Source organism: Paraburkholderia sp. BGA-UO-ETr-F12, assembly GCF_059567945.1.
In genome coordinates this window covers 52664-70374 of sequence record NZ_JCAQOZ010000024.1, presented here as the reverse complement: position 1 = coordinate 70374, position 17711 = coordinate 52664, and the positions used below count along the sequence as shown (strand labels likewise).

Annotated in this window: 16 protein-coding genes and 1 pseudogene; 4 read left to right on the top strand and 13 right to left on the bottom strand. The window is 63.6% G+C overall.

What is annotated here, in order from left to right:
- Nucleotides 1-30 precede the first annotated feature (30 nt).
- Genes AC57B6_RS09410 through AC57B6_RS09395 form a run of 4 tightly spaced genes read right to left on the bottom strand, consistent with a single transcriptional unit; the run spans nucleotide 31 to nucleotide 5085 of the window.
- Nucleotides 31-1140: an ABC transporter permease gene (locus AC57B6_RS09410; protein ID WP_496421075.1), complete on the bottom strand. Its 1110-nt coding sequence runs from the start codon at nucleotides 1138-1140 to the stop codon at nucleotides 31-33.
- Between the two features lie 6 nt (nucleotides 1141-1146).
- Complete coding sequence (locus tag AC57B6_RS09405) at nucleotides 1147-2268, bottom strand: ABC transporter permease (RefSeq protein ID WP_496421074.1); 1122 nt, start codon at nucleotides 2266-2268, stop codon at nucleotides 1147-1149.
- On the bottom strand, nucleotides 2265-4037 hold the full coding sequence (locus AC57B6_RS09400) for an ATP-binding cassette domain-containing protein (protein WP_496421073.1): 1773 nt from the start codon (nucleotides 4035-4037) through the stop codon (nucleotides 2265-2267). Before AC57B6_RS09400 ends, AC57B6_RS09405 begins: the two co-directional genes overlap by 4 nt.
- Nucleotides 4021-5085: an HlyD family secretion protein gene (locus tag AC57B6_RS09395; protein ID WP_496421072.1), complete on the bottom strand. Its 1065-nt coding sequence runs from the start codon at nucleotides 5083-5085 to the stop codon at nucleotides 4021-4023. The genes AC57B6_RS09400 and AC57B6_RS09395 overlap by 17 nt, the downstream gene beginning before the upstream one ends.
- 365 nt (nucleotides 5086-5450) lie before the next feature.
- On the opposite strand from AC57B6_RS09395, the gene AC57B6_RS09390 reads away from it, so the two are divergent.
- Nucleotides 5451-6929, top strand: a complete 1479-nt coding sequence (locus AC57B6_RS09390; protein ID WP_496421071.1) for an efflux transporter outer membrane subunit — start codon at nucleotides 5451-5453, stop codon at nucleotides 6927-6929.
- A 381-nt stretch (nucleotides 6930-7310) separates the two neighbouring features.
- On the opposite strand, the gene AC57B6_RS09385 is transcribed toward AC57B6_RS09390, so the two are convergent.
- The gene (locus tag AC57B6_RS09385; RefSeq protein ID WP_496421070.1) at nucleotides 7311-7532 is read right to left on the bottom strand and encodes a hypothetical protein; all 222 of its coding nucleotides are present in this window, start codon (nucleotides 7530-7532) and stop codon (nucleotides 7311-7313) included.
- 219 nt (nucleotides 7533-7751) lie between these two features.
- Here AC57B6_RS09385 and AC57B6_RS09380 point away from each other — a divergent pair, with 219 nt between their 5' ends.
- Entirely contained in the window at nucleotides 7752-8846 is a 1095-nt protein-coding gene (locus AC57B6_RS09380; protein WP_496421069.1) for an ArsO family NAD(P)H-dependent flavin-containing monooxygenase, read from the top strand.
- Nucleotides 8847-9037: 191 nt separating this feature from the next.
- Here the strand turns inward: AC57B6_RS09380 and cueR are convergent.
- From cueR to AC57B6_RS09345, 7 genes and pseudogenes are all read right to left on the bottom strand, one after another.
- A pseudogene (gene cueR, locus AC57B6_RS09375) lies at nucleotides 9038-9407 on the bottom strand (Cu(I)-responsive transcriptional regulator).
- A gap of 234 nt (nucleotides 9408-9641) precedes the next feature.
- Nucleotides 9642-9929 carry a hypothetical protein gene (locus AC57B6_RS09370; RefSeq protein ID WP_496421068.1) on the bottom strand — a complete coding sequence of 96 codons (288 nt, stop codon included), beginning with the start codon at nucleotides 9927-9929 and terminating at the stop codon, nucleotides 9642-9644.
- Nucleotides 9930-9939: 10 nt separating this feature from the next.
- Nucleotides 9940-10371, bottom strand: coding sequence for a PH domain-containing protein (locus AC57B6_RS09365; RefSeq protein ID WP_496421067.1), 432 nt, complete (start codon nucleotides 10369-10371; stop codon nucleotides 9940-9942).
- Nucleotides 10347-10469, bottom strand: coding sequence for a hypothetical protein (locus AC57B6_RS09360; protein WP_496421066.1), 123 nt, complete (start codon nucleotides 10467-10469; stop codon nucleotides 10347-10349). The genes AC57B6_RS09365 and AC57B6_RS09360 overlap by 25 nt, the downstream gene beginning before the upstream one ends.
- A gap of 14 nt (nucleotides 10470-10483) precedes the next feature.
- The gene (locus AC57B6_RS09355; RefSeq protein ID WP_496421065.1) at nucleotides 10484-13585 is read right to left on the bottom strand and encodes an LPD7 domain-containing protein; all 3102 of its coding nucleotides are present in this window, start codon (nucleotides 13583-13585) and stop codon (nucleotides 10484-10486) included.
- Nucleotides 13579-13830: a hypothetical protein gene (locus tag AC57B6_RS09350; protein WP_496421064.1), complete on the bottom strand. Its 252-nt coding sequence runs from the start codon at nucleotides 13828-13830 to the stop codon at nucleotides 13579-13581. Before AC57B6_RS09350 ends, AC57B6_RS09355 begins: the two co-directional genes overlap by 7 nt.
- A 12-nt stretch (nucleotides 13831-13842) precedes the next feature.
- On the bottom strand, nucleotides 13843-14208 hold the full coding sequence (locus AC57B6_RS09345) for a plasmid mobilization protein (RefSeq protein WP_496421063.1): 366 nt from the start codon (nucleotides 14206-14208) through the stop codon (nucleotides 13843-13845).
- 591 nt (nucleotides 14209-14799) lie between these two features.
- Here AC57B6_RS09345 and AC57B6_RS09340 point away from each other — a divergent pair.
- Nucleotides 14800-15267: an HMG-box domain-containing protein gene (locus tag AC57B6_RS09340; RefSeq protein WP_496421062.1), complete on the top strand. Its 468-nt coding sequence runs from the start codon at nucleotides 14800-14802 to the stop codon at nucleotides 15265-15267.
- On the top strand, nucleotides 15264-15461 hold the full coding sequence (locus AC57B6_RS09335) for a hypothetical protein (protein WP_496421061.1): 198 nt from the start codon (nucleotides 15264-15266) through the stop codon (nucleotides 15459-15461). The genes AC57B6_RS09340 and AC57B6_RS09335 overlap by 4 nt, the downstream gene beginning before the upstream one ends.
- 136 nt (nucleotides 15462-15597) lie before the next feature.
- Here AC57B6_RS09335 and AC57B6_RS09330 read toward each other — a convergent pair whose 3' ends face one another.
- Nucleotides 15598-17640, bottom strand: coding sequence for a ParB/RepB/Spo0J family partition protein (locus AC57B6_RS09330; protein ID WP_496421060.1), 2043 nt, complete (start codon nucleotides 17638-17640; stop codon nucleotides 15598-15600).
- Nucleotides 17641-17711: the final 71 nt, after the last annotated feature.

The window sequence follows — 17711 nt, the reverse complement described above, 5'->3', positions numbered from 1 at the left end:
TGGTGTGTGGTGGCACTGCCACCGTATGCGCTAATAAATGCGGCGCCTGAACAGCCACGCTGCCGCAACGAGAGACACCGCGCCGATGAGCGCCATGGGCCAGTACTGCGGCAGCAGCGAACTGACTGTGGCCTTTTCCAGGAACACGCCGCGTACGACGACGAGGAAATATCGCATCGGGTTGGCCAGCGTAAGTTCCTGGATGAATGTCGGCATGTTGCCGATAGGCGTGGCAAACCCGGAAAGAATCACGGATGGCACCAGGAACAGGAATGCGCCGAGCAACGCCTGCTGCTGGGTGACCGCAAGAGACGAGATCATCAGCCCGACCCCGGTAACTGCGATCACGAAGAGCAGAAGCCCGAGATAGAGCGGCAGCAGGCCGCCGCGCAGCGGCACGTCGAACCACCACACGCCCGCGAGGATGATGACCGTTGCCTCGACCACGCCGATCAGGAGGCCCGGCAGACCCTTTCCCAGCAGGATCTCGACCGGACGCATGGGCGTGACGAGAAGCTGGTCGAAGGTGCCTGCCTCCCGCTCGCGTGCAACGGTGAGTGCCACCACCAGCAACGTCACCACCTGGGTGAGGAGCGCCACGATCCCAGGAACGATGAACCATTGGGAACTCAGGGAAGGGTTGTAGCGCGCACGGACATCGAGCACCGCAGGGGCCTCCTGGGTACCATGATCGCGCATCCAGTCACTGCTGAAGCCGGTGACGATCGTGTTCGCGTAGCCCAGCGCCAGCAGCGCGGCATTGGAATTGCGGCCGTCGACGATGATCTGAACCGGGGCCGGGTGGTGCAGGAGCAGATCACGCGTGAAGCGGCGATCGATGACGAGCACCAGCACTGCGTCGCGCGAACTGATCAGATCCGCGATCTGCCGGTCGCTGTCGAGCGCCGCGATCTGCCGGAACGCCGGCGACCCGGCAAACCGGGCCACGAGGTCGCGGGAAGGCAAACTCCGGTCGTGATTGAGCACGGCGAAGGGCACCTGATTCAGATCGAAGGTCGCGGCATAGCCGAAGACAACGAGCTGGATCACGGGCGGCCCGATGAGGACGAAGCGGCTTTTGCCGTCCTTCAGGATGGCCAGAAGCTCCTTCACGATCAGCGCGAGAATCCGTCGCCACATGGTGGGTCAGTCCAGCCGCTTGCGCGCGAACATCCGCGCCGCGCCGAGAAAGAGCACTGCCATGACCGCCAGCGCCACCATGTTTGGCGCGATCACCTGCCATACGTCGCCAGCCAGAAACACGCTCTGCAGGATCGCGACGAAGTAGCGTGCCGCGATTACATGAGTGATCCACTGGATCGCAGTCGGCATGCTGCCGATATCGAACAGGAAGCCCGACAGGATAAAGGCCGGCAGAAAGGTAGTGATGATGGCGATCTGCCCGGCGACGAACTGGTTTCGTGCGAAGCTCGAGATCAGCAGCCCCATGCCGAGTGAGGCCAGCAGGAACAGCGCGGACGCACTGGTGAGGACCGCGAGGGAGCCTTGCAACGGCACGCGAAACAGCCAGACCGCCATCGCCACGGACGTCATCATCCCGCCCATGCCCAGCACGAAATAGGGAATCAGCTTGGCGACAAGGATCTCCCGGATGCTGACGGGCGTAACCATCAGCGCTTCCATGGTTCCGCGCTCCCATTCCCGCGCGATCACCATCGCGGTCAGCAGCGCGCCAGTCAGCGTCATGATCATCGCGATCAATCCTGGCACGAGGTAGTCCCGGCTGCTGACGGCCGGATTGAACCAGACCCGCTGCTGCACGTCGACCGGCAAGGCCGTCTGTGATTCCCCGGCTCTCGCCTTCGCTGCAATCCAGCCCGCCCAGATCTGCTGGACATAGCCCTCGATGAGACGGGCATCGTTGGCGTCGACGCCGTTCACGATCACGCCGATGGGCGCGCCACCCGTTTGCAGCCGGCGGCTGAAATCGCCACGCAGCCACACCACGCCCTGCACCTGGCGAGCGGTCATGGCTTTCTCAGCCTGCTGGATCGTGCTGAATCCTTGCGGCCGGAAATAGCGCGATTGCGCGAATCGCGCCGTGAAGCTTTGCGAGTCGGCATTCGGCGTCTCGACCACGAGCGCGATCGGCACATTGCGCGCATCGAGCGACACGCCATAGCCGAAGATCAGCAATAGCATCACCGGCAGCAGGAAGGCGATGGCGATGCTGGACGGATCGCGGCCGATCTGCAGGAATTCCTTGCGCATCAGCCCGCGCAGCCGGCGAGAAGCGCCCGTGCTCATGCTGCCCCCGGCTCCGCCGCACTGCTGCCGATCAGCGCAATGAAGGCATCTTCCATGGTCGGCTCGGGCTGGTCGACGCTCTGGAAGCGTGCCTTGATGGCCTCCGACGTGCCCTCGGCCAGGATACTCCCCTGTGCCATGATCACCAGGCGATCGCAATACTCCGCCTCTTCCATGAAATGGGTAGTGACAAGGACGGTCACGCCTGACTCGGCGAGCAGGTTGATCCGTCGCCAGAACTCCCGCCGGGCCAGCGGGTCGACTCCGGAGGTCGGCTCGTCGAGGAAGATGATGTCCGGCTCGTGCATCAGCGTACAAGCCAGCGCAAGACGCTGCTTGTAGCCGAGCGACAGGTCCTTGCTGGTCGCCCCGGCAAAAGACCCAAGCTCGAACTCGTCCAGCGCCCAGGCCATCCGCGTTCTCTGCCGGTCGCCGTAAAGACCATATGCGCTGCTGAAAAAGCGCAGATTTTCGCGCACTGACAGATCGCCATAGAGCGAGAATTTCTGCGCCATGTAGCCGATGTGTCCACGCGCGGTCGCCGGGGCCGCCCGCAGATCGAAGCCGGAGACGCGCAACGTGCCAGCCGTGGCGGGCAACAGCCCGCAAAGCATGCGGAAAGTCGTGGATTTCCCGGCGCCGTTTGCGCCTAGCAGGCCGAAGATCTCGCCTTTGTGGACGGCAAAGCTGACGTTTTTCACCGCGTAGAAGGCACCGAAGCTGCGGGTGAGATCCCGCACCACGATGGCCTCGCCCGCAGTTGTTGCCGGCACCTTGTCCGACACGTTCGCCGTCCCGGTCACGCTCGCCGCCGGGGACATCCCCTGCGCCCTGAGAAGCGCCACAAAGCTGTCCTCGAAGCGAGGCGCGACCGCCGTGATCTCGACACGACCCACATCGGGTCCCAGTGCGTCCAGTACGGGCGCAGCCGTTTTTTCGCTGACGATGCGCACATGCGCCCCCTGGATAACGGCATCGAGCACACCCGGCGTCCTGGCAAGACGTTCCTGCAGGAGCCGCTTGCCGATGCCCTGTGCGCTGACGTGGAAGCTTCGCCCCGCCATCTTGCCGGTGAACCCGTCGGGCGCGCCCGCTCCGATCAGGCGCCCCTCATGCATCAGCAGCACCGTGGCGCAGCGCTCTGCCTCGTCCAGATAAGCAGTGCTGACCAGCACCGTCATGCGCTGGGTCCGGGCCAGCCCGTCGACGATGGCCCAAAGTTCGCGCCGCGACACCGGATCGACGCCGACCGTCGGCTCGTCCAGCAGCAGCAGGGTTGGAGCGCGCACCAGCGTGCAGGCGAGGCCAAGCTTTTGCTTCATGCCACCGGAGAGCCTTCCGGCAAGGCGCGCCGTAAAGGACTCGAGGCCGGTCATGTGCAGGAGTTCGGCATAGCGCGCATGCCGGTCCGCTGTGGGCACGCCTTGCAGATCGGCGTAAAGATCGAGATTCTCGCGGACCGTCAGATCCTCGTAGAGTCCGAAATGCTGGGGCATGTAGCTGATGCGGGCCTGCACGGCCAGCGGCTCCTTGCCGACATCAATGCCCAGCACCTCGATGCTGCCCCGATCGAGCCGCAGCAAGCCTGCCACCAGTCGCATCAGGGTGGTCTTGCCAGCGCCATCGGGCCCAACAATGCCGGTGATGCTCTCGCTTTCGATCCGCGCGCTCATCTCGTCCAGTGCGGTAATGCTCCTCCCGCCCGCGCTGAAACGCTTGCCGACCCGATCGAGCAGAATTGCCGGGGCGCCGTCATTGCCCGATCGCATGTGATGCTCCGCATCCAGAAGCGCCGTTTTGCGTTCCGGCTGGTTTGGCCTGCGACAGATCGATCGTGACGGTTGCCGGCATACCCAGGCGCAAATCGTTGCGCGGATCGCAGACATAGACGCGCAACTGATAGACGAGACTGGTCCGCAACTCCGCGCTCTCGATGGTCTTGGGGGTGAATTCGGCGGATGGCGACAGGTAGCCGATCCAGCCCCGGTACGTGTGGCCGGGGGCGCTGTCCGTGCTGATGCCCGCGTCCATGCCCAGCATCACCTTGCCGAGTTCCGTCTCGGGAACGTAGGCGCGCACCCAAAGCGGGTCCGTGAGGGCGATGGTGTAGACGGGGGCGCTCGGCGAGGCCATATCGCCGGGTTCGAGGATGCGGGCCTCCACGATGCCTGCGGCGGGCGCGAAGAGTTTCGTGTCGATGAACTGCTGCCTCGCGAAGGCGAGCGCTGCGTCGGCGGCCCCGGAAGCCGCACGGGCCGCGGCGATGTCCTCCGCGCGCGGCCCCTTGACGGCAAGGAGATGGGTCTGTTTGGCGGCCTCGTAGTTGGCTCTCGAAGAATCGCGTTGCGCCCTCGCGCTGTCGAGCTGCTGACGCGAGGTGATGGCGTCTGGCGCAAGCGCGGCCACCCGCTCGAAGTTGATCCTCGCATTATCGTAGGTCGCTTCGAGAGACTGCATTGCGGCCCGGGCCTGTGCGATCTCCTCCGGGCGGGAGCCGTTGAGCAGTTTTGCGAGGACCTGGCGCTGGTTCTGCGCCTGGTGCGTCGCCTCGGCGAGCGTGGCCGCGTAGCGCGCATCGTCGATCTCGGCGATCAGTTCGCCCTTGTTCACCCGATCCCCTTCCTGCACGAGCATTCGGGTGACGGGGCCGCTGTCGTTGAAGGCAGTCGCGATCTCGCGGATATCGACGTTTCCATAGAGGACGAGAGGCCGTTCGCTTGCCTTGTCCCGCCGGAACATCCAGAAAGCAAGGCCTGTGGCCACCAGGGCCGCGATGGCGAAAAGCAATACTGCCCGCAGGATGCTTTTGCGTGTCATCGATCAGTGCTTGCGATGAAGCGATCGCAAGCCGCCGTGGCGGCAATCCAGATCGAGCGAAGCGATAAGTATCGGGCAGGCATCTCTGGTCGTCCTGAAGAAACGGGGAAAGCGGCAATACGCTCTTTGTAGCGCCGCAGCGGTCCGCAGGCCTTGACCTAGATCAATTGTGCCGCCGCACACGCCTTGCACAATCCAGTGGCAGGAAAGACAAACGGGGGCCGGGAATATCCGTCGATGAACAAGCGGTCTATCGGCACGGTAAAAGTCCCGGGGAAACGCCGCTTCGGTACACTTCGGTACATTCAGGCTCGCCGGGACGCCGCAGCAATGCTGACTGGGTGCAATCGAGAGACGGAGGCGTGGTGACCTTTTCCATTCGTCGGCGAAGCGTGTTCAATCTTGTCGCTGGACTGGTGGTGCTCGTTGCCGGTTGCACGGTCGGCCCCGATTTCCGTTCGCCCAAGGCCCCTCTCACGCCCGGCTATACCGCGCCCGGCGAAACAAACCTGCCGGAATCGGGCAGCGGCGAGACGCCGCAGCATCTCGCTATTGGCAGGAAGATTTCAGGCGACTGGTGGCAGCTGTTCCATTCCCCGGAGCTCGACCGCGTGCTTCAGCAGGCAATCGCGGACAATCGCACCCTGGCTGCCGCCCGCGCCACCCTGGCGCAAGCCCGGGAAGCAGTCAGCCAGGAGACCGGCGCGATCTATCCGCAAGTCAATATCGGCAGTACCGCGGCCCGTCAGAAGTTCGACTACCAGGCCTTCGGCATGACACAGCCGAGCAAAGTTTTCAACCTCTACACCGTCGCGCCCAATGTGAGTTATGCGCTGGATCTTTTCGGAGGAACGCGCCGTCTGATTGAACAACAGGCTGCGCTGGCACAATATCAGGACTACCAGCTGGCGGCCGCCTATCTCGCGTTAACCGGCAACACCGTGACCCAGGCCCTCTCGATCGCCTCGCTGCATGCGCAGATTGCCGCAGTTCAGGACATTATTGCTGACGACAGGGAGAATTTGCGGTCGGTACAGCAGGAGCTCGCCGTCGGCATGGCCAACCGGCTCGACGTCGAGACGGCGGCGAGCCAGCTCGAAAACGACCGCACGCTGGTGCCACCGCTCGAACAGCAGCTAAGCGTGGCTCGCCACGCGCTGTCCGTGCTGGTCGGTCATGCACCGGCCGACTGGACCCCACCAGAGTTCGAGTTAAGTGACTGGACGCTGCCTGCAGAATTGCCGGTGAGCCTCCCGTCGGAACTGGTGCGACAGCGGCCCGACATCCTGGCGGCGGAAGCACGCCTGCATGCGGCCAGTGCGGCGGTCGGCGTCGCCACGGCCCGTCTCTATCCCAGCTTGACACTCTCGGCCTCACTGACCCAGGAAGCCCTCACGCCCGCCAAGGTCTTCGATAGCTATAACAATGCCTGGTCGCTTGTCGCGAGCCTTACCGCACCGATCTTTAACGGAGGGGCTCTCCAGGCACAGAAGCGGGGAGCCGTGGACGCGTATCACGCCACGGTCGCCAGCTATCAGCAGACCGTCCTCGAGTCCTTCGGTCAGGTGGCCAATGTACTGGAAGCGCTTGCACACGACGCCCAGCTGATCGCAGCTCAGCGCCGCGCGCTCGACTCGGCCCAGGCAACGCTTGATCTCACGCGCAGAACCTATGCTGTCGGCAACGTTGGCGTTCTGCAACTGCTCGACGCGCAACGCTTTCTCGCGCAGGCTCGCCTCGGTTACGTGCGCGCCGACGCCCAGCGCTACCTCGATACGGCACAGCTCTTCGTCGCCATGGGCGGTGGATGGTGGGAAAGGGGGGAGGTGATGGTCTCACCGTAGCGCAACGCACGCGCTAGCGCTGGCAAGACGTTGATTACGCGAGCCGGTTTGCTTTCATCACCAACGAACCGCGTGCACTCTGGCTGCTCATCCCGCGTCGTTTTCCGGAGAAGTCACACGGATTGCTCGTCATTTGCCAAACACTGGATTTTGGTTCGGATATCCCGACAGTGCAGAGACGGGCGGGCGTGTATCGCAACCTGACCGCTTCCAGATCCCTATCCATCTCCACTGCGGCGGCCTCAACCTGTCCCCATCAGCGGCCTTAATCCACACACGAGGGTCCGAGGAACCAAAAAAAGGCCGTCCGTTGCATCGCACGGCTCGTATTGCTTGTATGTTTGTGAGGTGACCGGCAGGACCGAGCGCCAGGAGGGGGTATCAGTTTTGCGTGCCCGTGGCATTGGTGCCCGCAGCGGAGGCTGCTTCCTGCCGCGCCGCGTTCTTGCCGTGGTGCTTCAGCTTCGTATGCAGGACCTTGTTAATCTTATGCTCCTTCACCGGGGCGGGCGAGCTTGCGCCGGCGTCGGAGGCTTGCGCAAACGCCGCAGCGGGAACCGACACGAGCAGCGTAACGAGAACAGCGATGCGAGCAGATTTCACTATCTTCTCCTTTCATTAATCGGTGAGCGAAGCATTCGGAAAAAGCATACAGAACCACTTTGTCGACGCTGATTTTCGACACGGCGTCGCGACCGCAATATCGTCAACCTGATCGCTGCGCTAGCCCCGAAGCTGCATTGGCAGCATGCGCCGAAAGGCTGTGCCGGAGCTTGAGATAAGTCAACGTGCTGATGGCAATCTGTCTCGAGTATTCCGTAAATGACCATTTCACCTATGCCCAACTCAAAGACATACGTTCGCGTCGCCATTGATGTCGTCGTCATCGGAGGCGGCCAGTCGGCGCTGGCTACCGCGTACTTCTTGCGGCGAGCCGGGATCGAATATTTGGTCCTGGACGAACAGGCGGCGCCGGGGGGAGCATGGCAGCACACCTGGGACTCGCTACACCTCTTTTCCCCTGCTCAGTGGAGTTCGCTTCCTGGCTGGCAGATGCCGCCCGCGCGAGACGAGTACCCGCCTGCCGGCCATGTGGTTCGCTATCTGGCCGAGTATGAGCGGCGCTACCAGATTCCGGTACGGCGCCCTGTCCATGTCTCGTCCGTGTCACGCAATGGTGACCGGCTTCTGGTGACAGCGAACCACGGCGAGTGGCTTGCCAAGGTGGTCGTGAGCGCGACTGGCACGTGGGACTGCCCGTACATTCCGGCGTATTCCGGACAGCGTGGCTTCAGGGGAGAGCAGTTGCACTCAGCCCAATATCGGAACCCCGACGGCTTGCGCGGGAGAGATGTGCTGGTGGTTGGCGGCGGCAATTCAGGCGCACAGATTCTGGCCGAGGTATCGCAGGTCTGTAACGCGGTCTGGGTCACGCTGGAAGTACCCACATTCCTGCCGGATGAGGTCGACGGCCGTGTTCTGTTTGAGCGCGCGACGGCAAAATGGACGGCGCGCGGCGAAGAGGAAACTGGCCCTGCACCCGTCGGGAGTCTCAAAGACATCGTCATGGTGCCGCCCGTTCGCGAGGCGCGTGAGCGCGGCGTCCTGAAGTCGGTTCGCCCATTCATCGCATTCGAGGCGGACGGCGTCATCTGGGCAAATGGCTCACACTCCCACGTCGACATCGTCATTTGGTGCACTGGCTTTCGCCCGGCGCTGGACCATCTCGACGCGTTGGATCTCCGGGACAAGAGCGGGATGGTGCAGACTGATGGCATGCGAGCCGCGGGGGAGTCTTGCTTGTGGCTCGTCGGATATGGGGATTGGTGCGGCTACGCGTCTGCGACGCTCATTGGAGTCATGCGCAGCGCAAGGGAAGCCGTAAGCGAAATCCAGGCGTATCTGTCAACCCCGTGAGAACGGCCTCCTTTCTGTTCTCGCATGAAGATTGTGACCGTATCGGGAGCGTCAATCCGCCGGCACTGCACAGCATAAATTGCGAGCCATGCCGATCACGGTCAGGATGTCACCGCCCTCGTTATGGAGAATCTCAGGATGGACGCGAGCAATCAGTACCTCCTCATAGTAGGATTAACAAGCTGCCTGCGCTAACGCGTTTCCGTCAGCCCTTCCAGAATCGGACAGTCGGGACGCGAGTCACCCCGGCAGTGCTCGGCGAGATACTGAAGCGTATCGCGTTCCGTCAGGTCCTGGATGCGCCGGCTCCGCCAAACGCTTGACTTCGCGGCTGGGGCGGTTGCGGTCTTCCCACAGGCTGAGCAATGTGGAAATCTGTTTCATGGAGAAGCCCAGCCGACGTGCCTGATGAACGAATCGCAGCACCTCGACGTCCTTGTGCGTGTACATACGGTAATTCGACTCGGCGCGTGCGGCGGCCTGAATCAGCCCCGCCTGTTCGTAGTAGCGAATCATCTTGGCCGATACACCGGAAGACCTGGCTGCTTCACCGATGTTCATAATCAACTCCTTCCTACCATTTTTATATTTTGAACCTTCCGGCAATGGCAAGGTCAAGCTCCCGCCAAACGGACCCGCAGAGTCCGTCGGACGCCCCGGGGCGCCAGCCTTCGATAGTGTTGAACGAAACGGGCACTTCGATACCTTGCGTGTCCACGCGACAATTCGACTTCGTACAGGGGCCTTGAACCAGGTGTTCATCCCCAGGCCATCCAGGTGATGCTGCCACGCGCGCTAATCGGCAAAGCTTGCGCTCCCGTGCTGACGCAGCGCGTCCAGGAACGCGTGCGGGAGGCCCTGCTTTTTCATGTACGCGAGCGCCTCTTCGTTGATCTGGTAGTCGCTACGGCCCGCACGCAGCAACTCCAGGAAATTGATTCGGCTTTTCGAGCGCGTGCTCTGGAACCAGGCGAAGTGCTCGTTACCGATGTGGGTGACGTAGCCGTTCTTGCCCTGATGCCGCGTGCCGGTAGCGGCCCAATCTTCCTCCGGTCTGAAAAAAGAAGCATCTGGCCACAGCATCGCATTGCCGTCAAACGCGTCCCATGTTCACTTCACGAACGCCCTTGACATCGCGCAACGCAATCGCGGCACGGTTGAGCTCGTCGCGCAGCTGCTCGGCGTGCTTCATGCCCGACAGACGCCACACCGGATTATTCGAGTCGCTCGTCATCACGACCACCGCGCCGATGCCGAATAGGCGCTGCCACCACGGATGCACGGACGTGACATCCTGAATCCGGAACAGCTCGATGCTCGACACCCGGCGGTTCAGGATGCCTTGCCGGCACGTGATGCGCTCGGTGTCGATGATGAATTCGGTGAAGGCCGTTTGCAGGTACACGAGAAGCATGCTGGCACCCACGAGTAGCAGCGCGAGCGCCGGCGCGAACCACGGCACCGGCCAGCGGTTCAGCGCGAACACGTAGCCGGCGACGATCAGCGCGCGGCCACCACGAGCCACCTGATGAACGCCGGCAGGTTCACGACCTGTGACGGCGTCCCGCTGAAGATGACTTCCCGTGCGATTTCCGCCCGGGCAACGATGCCGTACCGCGCCATGATTTGTTTCCTCCTTATCGGTCGATGTCAGGCCCGCGCTCCGGAGCATCCGGACCCTCTGGAGCACCAGGGTCCTCGCGATCGGGAACCTCGGGTTCGCTGCCCGCTCCGCCCGGATCCGGCGCGCGCAGTATATCGCGCAGCCGTTCACGCTGCTGTGCCTCGCGCTCGCGGTCGGTGTCGCGCTGCGCCGTGCGACGGTCGGTCGCTTCGGCATCGAGTTCCGCGCGCCGGATCTGCCGGATGCGCTCGATCTCGGGCTCGGCAAACTCGACGTGCATCCGGGTTTCGGCTGCCACGCGCGCGGCGGCCGCCTGAAACGCCTCCGGACCGGTGAGCGTCAGCAACGGGCCGAACTTCTGCTGCGCGAACCGCAGCGCGATTTCCAGCGCGTCACGCTCCCTATCCCACAGGCGCAGCGTGCGCCCCTCGTCGACAAACAGCGCGGCACCGTCCTTGCGGTAATCCACGTTGCCATTGACGAGCACTTCATAGGTGATCGACGGTCCGCGATAGATGATTTCGTTCCGCTCGCCGGCACCCGCCGGGCGGAACGCCACCGCGCGTGTCTCGTCTGTCGCCCTCGCGAGTTCCGACCGCAGCCGTTGCATTCGCCGCAGTTCGCGCAACGCGCCTTCGTCGCCCGCCTGCGCGCGCTCCTGCAGGAAGTCGCGATACTGGTCCGTCAACGCTCGCCGGGCTGCGCCCTTCAACGCATCGCGCTCGCGGGTGACCTGCTCCCGCAACGCCGCCTCGGCTTCGAGCCGTGCAACGCGGGCAGCGGAGAGCGCGTCCTTGCGCTGCGCCAGCGACAGGTCTGTCCGGTCGGCGATCGCGCTGCGTTTCCCGTAGAACGCTGACTTGATGGCCGTCCGCCGCTCCTTCTCGTGCAGCCCCTGCGCGGTCCATTCGCGGCGCAATGCATCGCGGTACGCCGCGCGCCACGCCTGAAACGCGGCCCACAGATCACGCTCCGGCGTGCGCCGTGGCGCGTGTGCCGGATCCCGTCCGGTCTGCGCCCGATAGGTATCGCGCAGCAGCTGCGCCGCATCGGCCCACGACAGATTCATTTCCTTCGTCAGGAAGTCCGACACGTTGAGATTACGCGAGCCTGCCTTGATCCGGTCGGCACCGTCGCGGCCCTTGCCAATCTGGTATTTCTCGACGATCAGACCGTGCGAGTGCGCAAGAGCGGCGAGTAGCCGGCTGGCATCCAGCGTCGCGCGGATCTCCGCAAATTCGCTGCGCTCGTCCGCGATGCCGGTTGCGCCGCTCCTTGCCCGTGCCTCACTCAGGTCCCGCGCGAACTGGTCGCGAACCGTGTCCGATTCGCGCCCCGTCGCCGCCCTTGCCCGCCCGTTGAACCGCGGTGCAATCGCGTCCGGCGACGGCCCCGCCTCAAACGGCAGGGACGCGATCGCATCAAAGGATTCGATGTCCGCCAGGCTGCGCGCCTGACTCTCCAGGCCGAACTCGCGCGGCATCCTGCCTCCACCCAGTGCCCGGTTCATGCCGAAGGCGTCGCGTGGCCCGAACGGACCGCCGCGGGCCATGAACTTGTCGGCGCCGGTTCGCGCGAGCCTTGCGCGTTCGGTGGCATCGGCCCGCTCCCAGGCCGCGTACATCCGCCGCGCGGTCGTGCGCCAGTCGGGCGCGCCGACGTCCGCCGTCAGTCCTCCTTCTCGCTCGCGATCGCCAGACCATCGCAATGCGTCAACTCGTTCGGCTTGCTGGTTTCCCAGCTCCAGTAATGCATCAGGCGGCAGAAGCATTTGACGTCGCGCGGCGTCGCCATCCAGACGGCTGCCGGGCACACCTCGCACACGGTCGAAGGATTCGGCCGCCGGGCCGGATCGATCGAAGCGAGCGTCAAAGTCACGATCCGCCCCGGCTCGCCACCGCCGGGTGATTTCTTCGTGTTCCCGCTCGAGCGCTTCCCAGCCGGTTTGCCCCCGCTGCGGCTCTCTTCCGGCTCCGGGTTCCCGCTCGTGGCCGCGAGTTCTTCCCAGCCCCCGCCAATCTCGCCAGTTTCCGGGTCCACCGCTTCGGCGTCGTTCGATTTCGCGTTCATCCAGACCTCCAGTGCGTTGATAGAAGCGCGTCTCACGGTGTGCGAGCAGGCGTCGCTGCTCATCCGGTGAAGCGTTCCGGTAGGTTTCGTAAAAACTGCTGCCGCTGTTCAGATACTTGATTTCCCGCGCCCGCACCGCGTGCCACTCGTTCAGCAGTTCGACATACGCGGCCGACGTCTCGCGCGGCACGCCGGGTTCGATGTACTGCGAGTGGATGCCCGATGCGAGCGCCGCGCGCTTGGCATCCGCGTCGAGTTCGATGAACTCGCGCGAGAACACGTATTCCTTCAGATTGACGCCCTTCGCCGCGTCGTGCGGCTTGACGTTTTCATACTCGACGTCGCGCCCGGCGTTGCGCGTACGCGTGTCGCCGTACTCGGCCAGCAGCGCCCTGAAGTCGTCAGGGCGCGTGATGTTGCGCGCCAGCATCGCCTCGAGGATCGACGCCTTCAGTTCCCGGTTCGCGCCGGCGAACGCATCGCCCTTGTACCGGCTGATCATCTCCGACGCGTCGGTGAACGCGACACGCCGGTTGTCCTTCGGACTCGCGAGCCCATATTTCGCGTTCGCGTGTTCCTGGAATGCTTCGAGAAAGCGTGTCTGCTGGTCGACCTTGCCGAACGGCTCCAGCCTCCGTCCGGTCAGCAGATTGACCTCCGGCACCACGAAATGGATATGGACCTTGCGCTCGATCGGCTCGCCGCTTTTGCGGTCGGCATAGCTTTTGAGCCGCGGCACGTGCGCCTCGGCATAAAAGGCATACTCGTCCTTGCGGTACGCGGAAAACGTGAACGCCTCGAAGTCCCTCGTGATCGCTTCGAGCGTCTCGCGCGAGACCTCGTCTTCCTTGAACGAAAGCGTGATGGTCAGATACCGCTCGGCCGCGGTGTCCATGGACTGGATGATCTCGTTCGTCAGGTCCAGGTCGCCCGCGAGAATGGCCCGCTCGTCCATCTCGTCGCGCTCGAACTCGCGATCCTGCTTCTGGCCCTTCTCCAGATATTCCTTGATGCCGTCATGGTGGCCACGCACGCGGATCAGCATGAGCCGGGCTCCGGGTGTGCGCGCGCCTCGAGCCACAACTCGACCTGCGCAATACGCCGCTCAAGCTCGAAATACACGTTTGCGTACAGGAGATGCCGCACGGCCGTGACCTGCGCGCGTGCGGCGTCACAGTGTGTCCGGCTTGATGCCCCCTCCCCGGCGCCCCGCCCGGCACCAAGCAGTTCGCCGCGCAGCCGCGTTTCAAGCTCGACCACTGAGGCGATCGCCTTCTGCACCTCGCTCATGCCGTCTCCATGTCAATCGACCTTACCTAGCGTCGCTTTCAGGTACCGCGAGATCATCTGCAGCTGGTCAAGCAGCTGCGCATACGTCGCCTCGGAAAGCTTGCCGCTTACGTGCTCGGAGTTCGCGCGGTGCGCGATCTGGTTCAGGTTATTGCTCGTCTTGTTGAACACGTACAGCAGGCGCTTGCGATCGGTGCTCGCCTTCGGTCGCGCGACAATCTGCGTGCGGTTCGTGAGCACCGCCTGCCGGAAAAACTCGGACTGCGTCAGGCCCGACGTCTTCACCTTTTCCAGATAGGCGACGCGATCCGCGTCCGAAAGCCGGAACGCGATCGGCTTGCCAAGGCCCGCACCATCGTTGGATTTCGCTCGGGGCATCCGGCTCACCTACCCCTCGAGCGTATGCGCGCCCGGTCAATCGCGGCCGCCGCGATCTTTTCTTCCACACGGAGACGATGTGCCCGGAACTCAAGTTCCGGCCAGCGTGCCTCGCATTCCGCGAGCGCTCTCATCGCTTCATCGCCCGTCATTGGATGGGCGTACCCCGGCCACGGCTCGTATTCGTCGCCACCGTCACTTGCGGCCCGGATGCGCACCGCACGCTGGATGATCCAGTCGTCCGCCACCTTCATGCCGCTCGCACTCACCTTGTCCTCCTTGCAGGCCCGCAGTGCGGGCAGCCATGCAGCGCCGCCAGGCGCGCACCGCGCGGCAGTCGCCGCGGGGGTTTCAAAGGGGCGCTCGCCCCTTTGGCACGAGATATTTTACTCAATGCGTAGCGTTGTGTAAACATATCCGACGTGCCTCGCTTCGATATCAACTTCGTTTAGATACTGCTAACATAACGCGAAACTGCGCAAATAGCTTCCAGGAAAACGCGAACTATTGCGATCACACGCGAAACTGGTTGAAGCACACGCGAAACCCCGATAATCTTCTGGCAATGTGGTCACTGCCCCCGGTCATCCCATGAAAACCGCCGAATATCTCAAAAGCATCAAACCCGGATCGCATCTATCGTCCCTTCGGGCCTTCCACACAGACATCGTCGAACTACGCGTGGCGGGATGCACGCTTGCTCAAATCGTCGAATTTCTTCGCCTTAATGGCCTGACCATCACGCTCTCCAGCGTCGGCAAGTACCTTCAGAAACACGCTGTCGCTGCAACGTCACCATCAGCCCCGCCTCGCGCGCTTCCCCAAAACACCCGAACACCGCCCGCCGCCCAGCAATCCGGGCCGCATAATCTAGGCGCTTCCGAACCACCCGGCTTCAAAAGCACCGAACAGTTGAGGGCGGAGAATCCAACCCTTCCCCGTACGCAGATCAACAAGCTGTACGCGCAGCAGTACAACCAGCCTGTACTGACTGCCGACGAGATAGAAGACCTTAAAAGGAAATATCCACCGCCCGCACCCCGGACTGCGGGGACATGAACCGTATCGCCCCGCCGCGCTGCGTCGGGGCGGGCCGCTCCCCACGCCTACCGGCGCAGGTCCCCGTGGCCCTCGATCCGGGCGCGCAGGCGCGCGCCAACGTGTCCGGCGGTCACGACGCGCCTCAGAAAGCTGGCAAAAAGGGCGGCATTCAGGCATGCGCGGCCACGCCGTTAATACAGGAAGCCGGCTGATCGCCCGATCCGTCGGCGTGTGTTTGCGCAGCCAGGCCGTGACCGGCCTCGGCTGCCTTTTTGCCCACACACGCAGAACGCAAAAAACCGCCCAGGCCTGCGCCCGGACGGCTTCATGCGCGATGACTACGGTCGCTTACGCGGCTTCGGCCAGCCCTTCGTCGTCGCCAGCTTCGGGCCCGGCATCATCCGGATCCTCGCCCGCTTCACCGTCTGCATCATCGCCATCCCACACATACGACCGGAATTCCGGCACCGCGCGGTTCGCGAGCACTTCCGGCAGCCAGCCCGAGTCGGCCATCCGCACTTCGGCGGCAGCCGCCGCCGCGTCCTTCTTCATGCCCTGCACCTCGGCGGCGGCCTGCGGTGAAACGTGCTCGCGCAGCACGTCCGCGATGCGCGATTTCGATACGTGGTCGAAGTAGCTCGCGCGCGTGGGCTTCCAGTAATACGACAGGTCCACATTCAGCACGTCAGCAAGGCTGTTGACGGCGTGTTCGCCGTCACATCCGTCGATACCATCGACGGTGGCCGCCACGCAGAACGCAAACAGGTTCGACTGGATATCGGAACCCTGGTCAAGCAGCCACGGCAGCAGTGCATCCGCGCGCGCCGGAAGCATGCGCATCCACTTCGCGCGCTCGGCCTCGGTCTCCTTCCACGCCACGCTGTCGGCCATGTCGTCGGCGTGCTTCACCAGGGCGTTGCGTGACGTGCGCAGGTCAACCTGGATCGCGTGCTCCGGATACTGCCGTTCATAGTGTTCTTCGAACACGACCGGAATCATGCGGCTCATCAGCACCGCGAGCGCGACGTTCGGATGTCTCGCCAGTTCGGTCTGGATCGCCGCCGTGCGGTGTGCTGTCAGGCGACGGCACAGCTTTTCGTTGTGCAACGGCGTCACACGCGCAGGCTTGCCGGATTGCTCCGTTGCCGTCACCGGCAAGGCATCGCCACCGCGTGCGGCGGCCCTCTCCTCGGGCCGGATCAGACCGCGCTCGATGGTCACGAAACCATCGTCATCGAGATAGACAAACGCCCCGGCGCGCTGCGTGTCCTCCGGCGTGAACACTTCGAAGCGTTCGGCGTACTGGTCGACCGCGTGCGTGGCAACATCGACGGCCGTACTCAGGTGGTCGTGTCGTGCCTCATCTTCCTCGCCGTCTTCGTCGTAATAGGCGTTCAGTTCCATGTGCGCCGCGTCGCGTGTCGCGACCAGTGCCGCAAGCTCGGCCTTTTCATTCTTCGTCGGCTTGCGCGTGGTCGAATGCACGCGACCATAGCGGATCAGTTCGTTTGCGTCGCCTCGGGTCCGGGTCTCTATCCAGTTCCAGCCCTGGGCGGCGACGGCCTGGGAGATTTCAATCAGGCGGTCGGTCGCGAGCCGGTGCAGCAGGTCGGCATCCGCGATGTATCCGGCGTTATCGCCGTCGCTAAACAGGTCCCGACGAACGAACCCGCCTGCCGCCTCGTACGCGTCCAGCCCGACGAACTTCGCGAGCGCATTGTCGCGTGCATCGATTTCGGCCTTCGTGATCGCCGCGCGCAGCTCGGACGGGCGGCGTTGCCACGCGTTGTGCGCGTCGTTCCACACGTGCTCCTGCGTTGCGTGATCGTCGGCCAGTGCAAGCATCTTCGCCTGTTCGTAGTCCAGCTTGTCCTCGCGCAGCAGATCGAGCAGCACCGGCGACAGGCTTGCGATCTTGAGCGCGCGGCGCACGACCATTTCCGACACCTTGAACAACGCCGATACGTGCGCAATGCTTTTACCCTCCTCGGTGAGTAGCCGGAAAGCGACGCTTTCATCTGCGATCGACATGGCCTCCCGCTCGCGGTTTTCGATCAGCGACACGGCCACCGCCTCGCCCTCGCTGACGATCAGCACGGGCACCTGGTAGTCCTTCGTAATCCGCCCCTGCGAAAACAGCAGGTCCAGCGCGGCGAGCCGCCGCTGTCCGGCGCATACGCCGAGCTTCGGCTGCTTGCCACGGCCCTTCATGGCGTGCACAACGAGGTTCTGCAGGATGCCTTTCTGAAGGATCGTTTCGGCCACCGCCTCAAGGCCAGTCGGCGCTTTGCGGCGCACGTTCAGATCAGAACGCTGCAGGCGCGCATACGCCACATATTGAATGCGGATCGCGGCAGCGGAATTATCACGGTTCAGTTCAAGCTTGTTCACAGAGCTTCCTCCGGTTGGAGCCTCAGCAACGTGCTGGGCAATCAAATACAGTATAGGTGTTTTAAACCTAA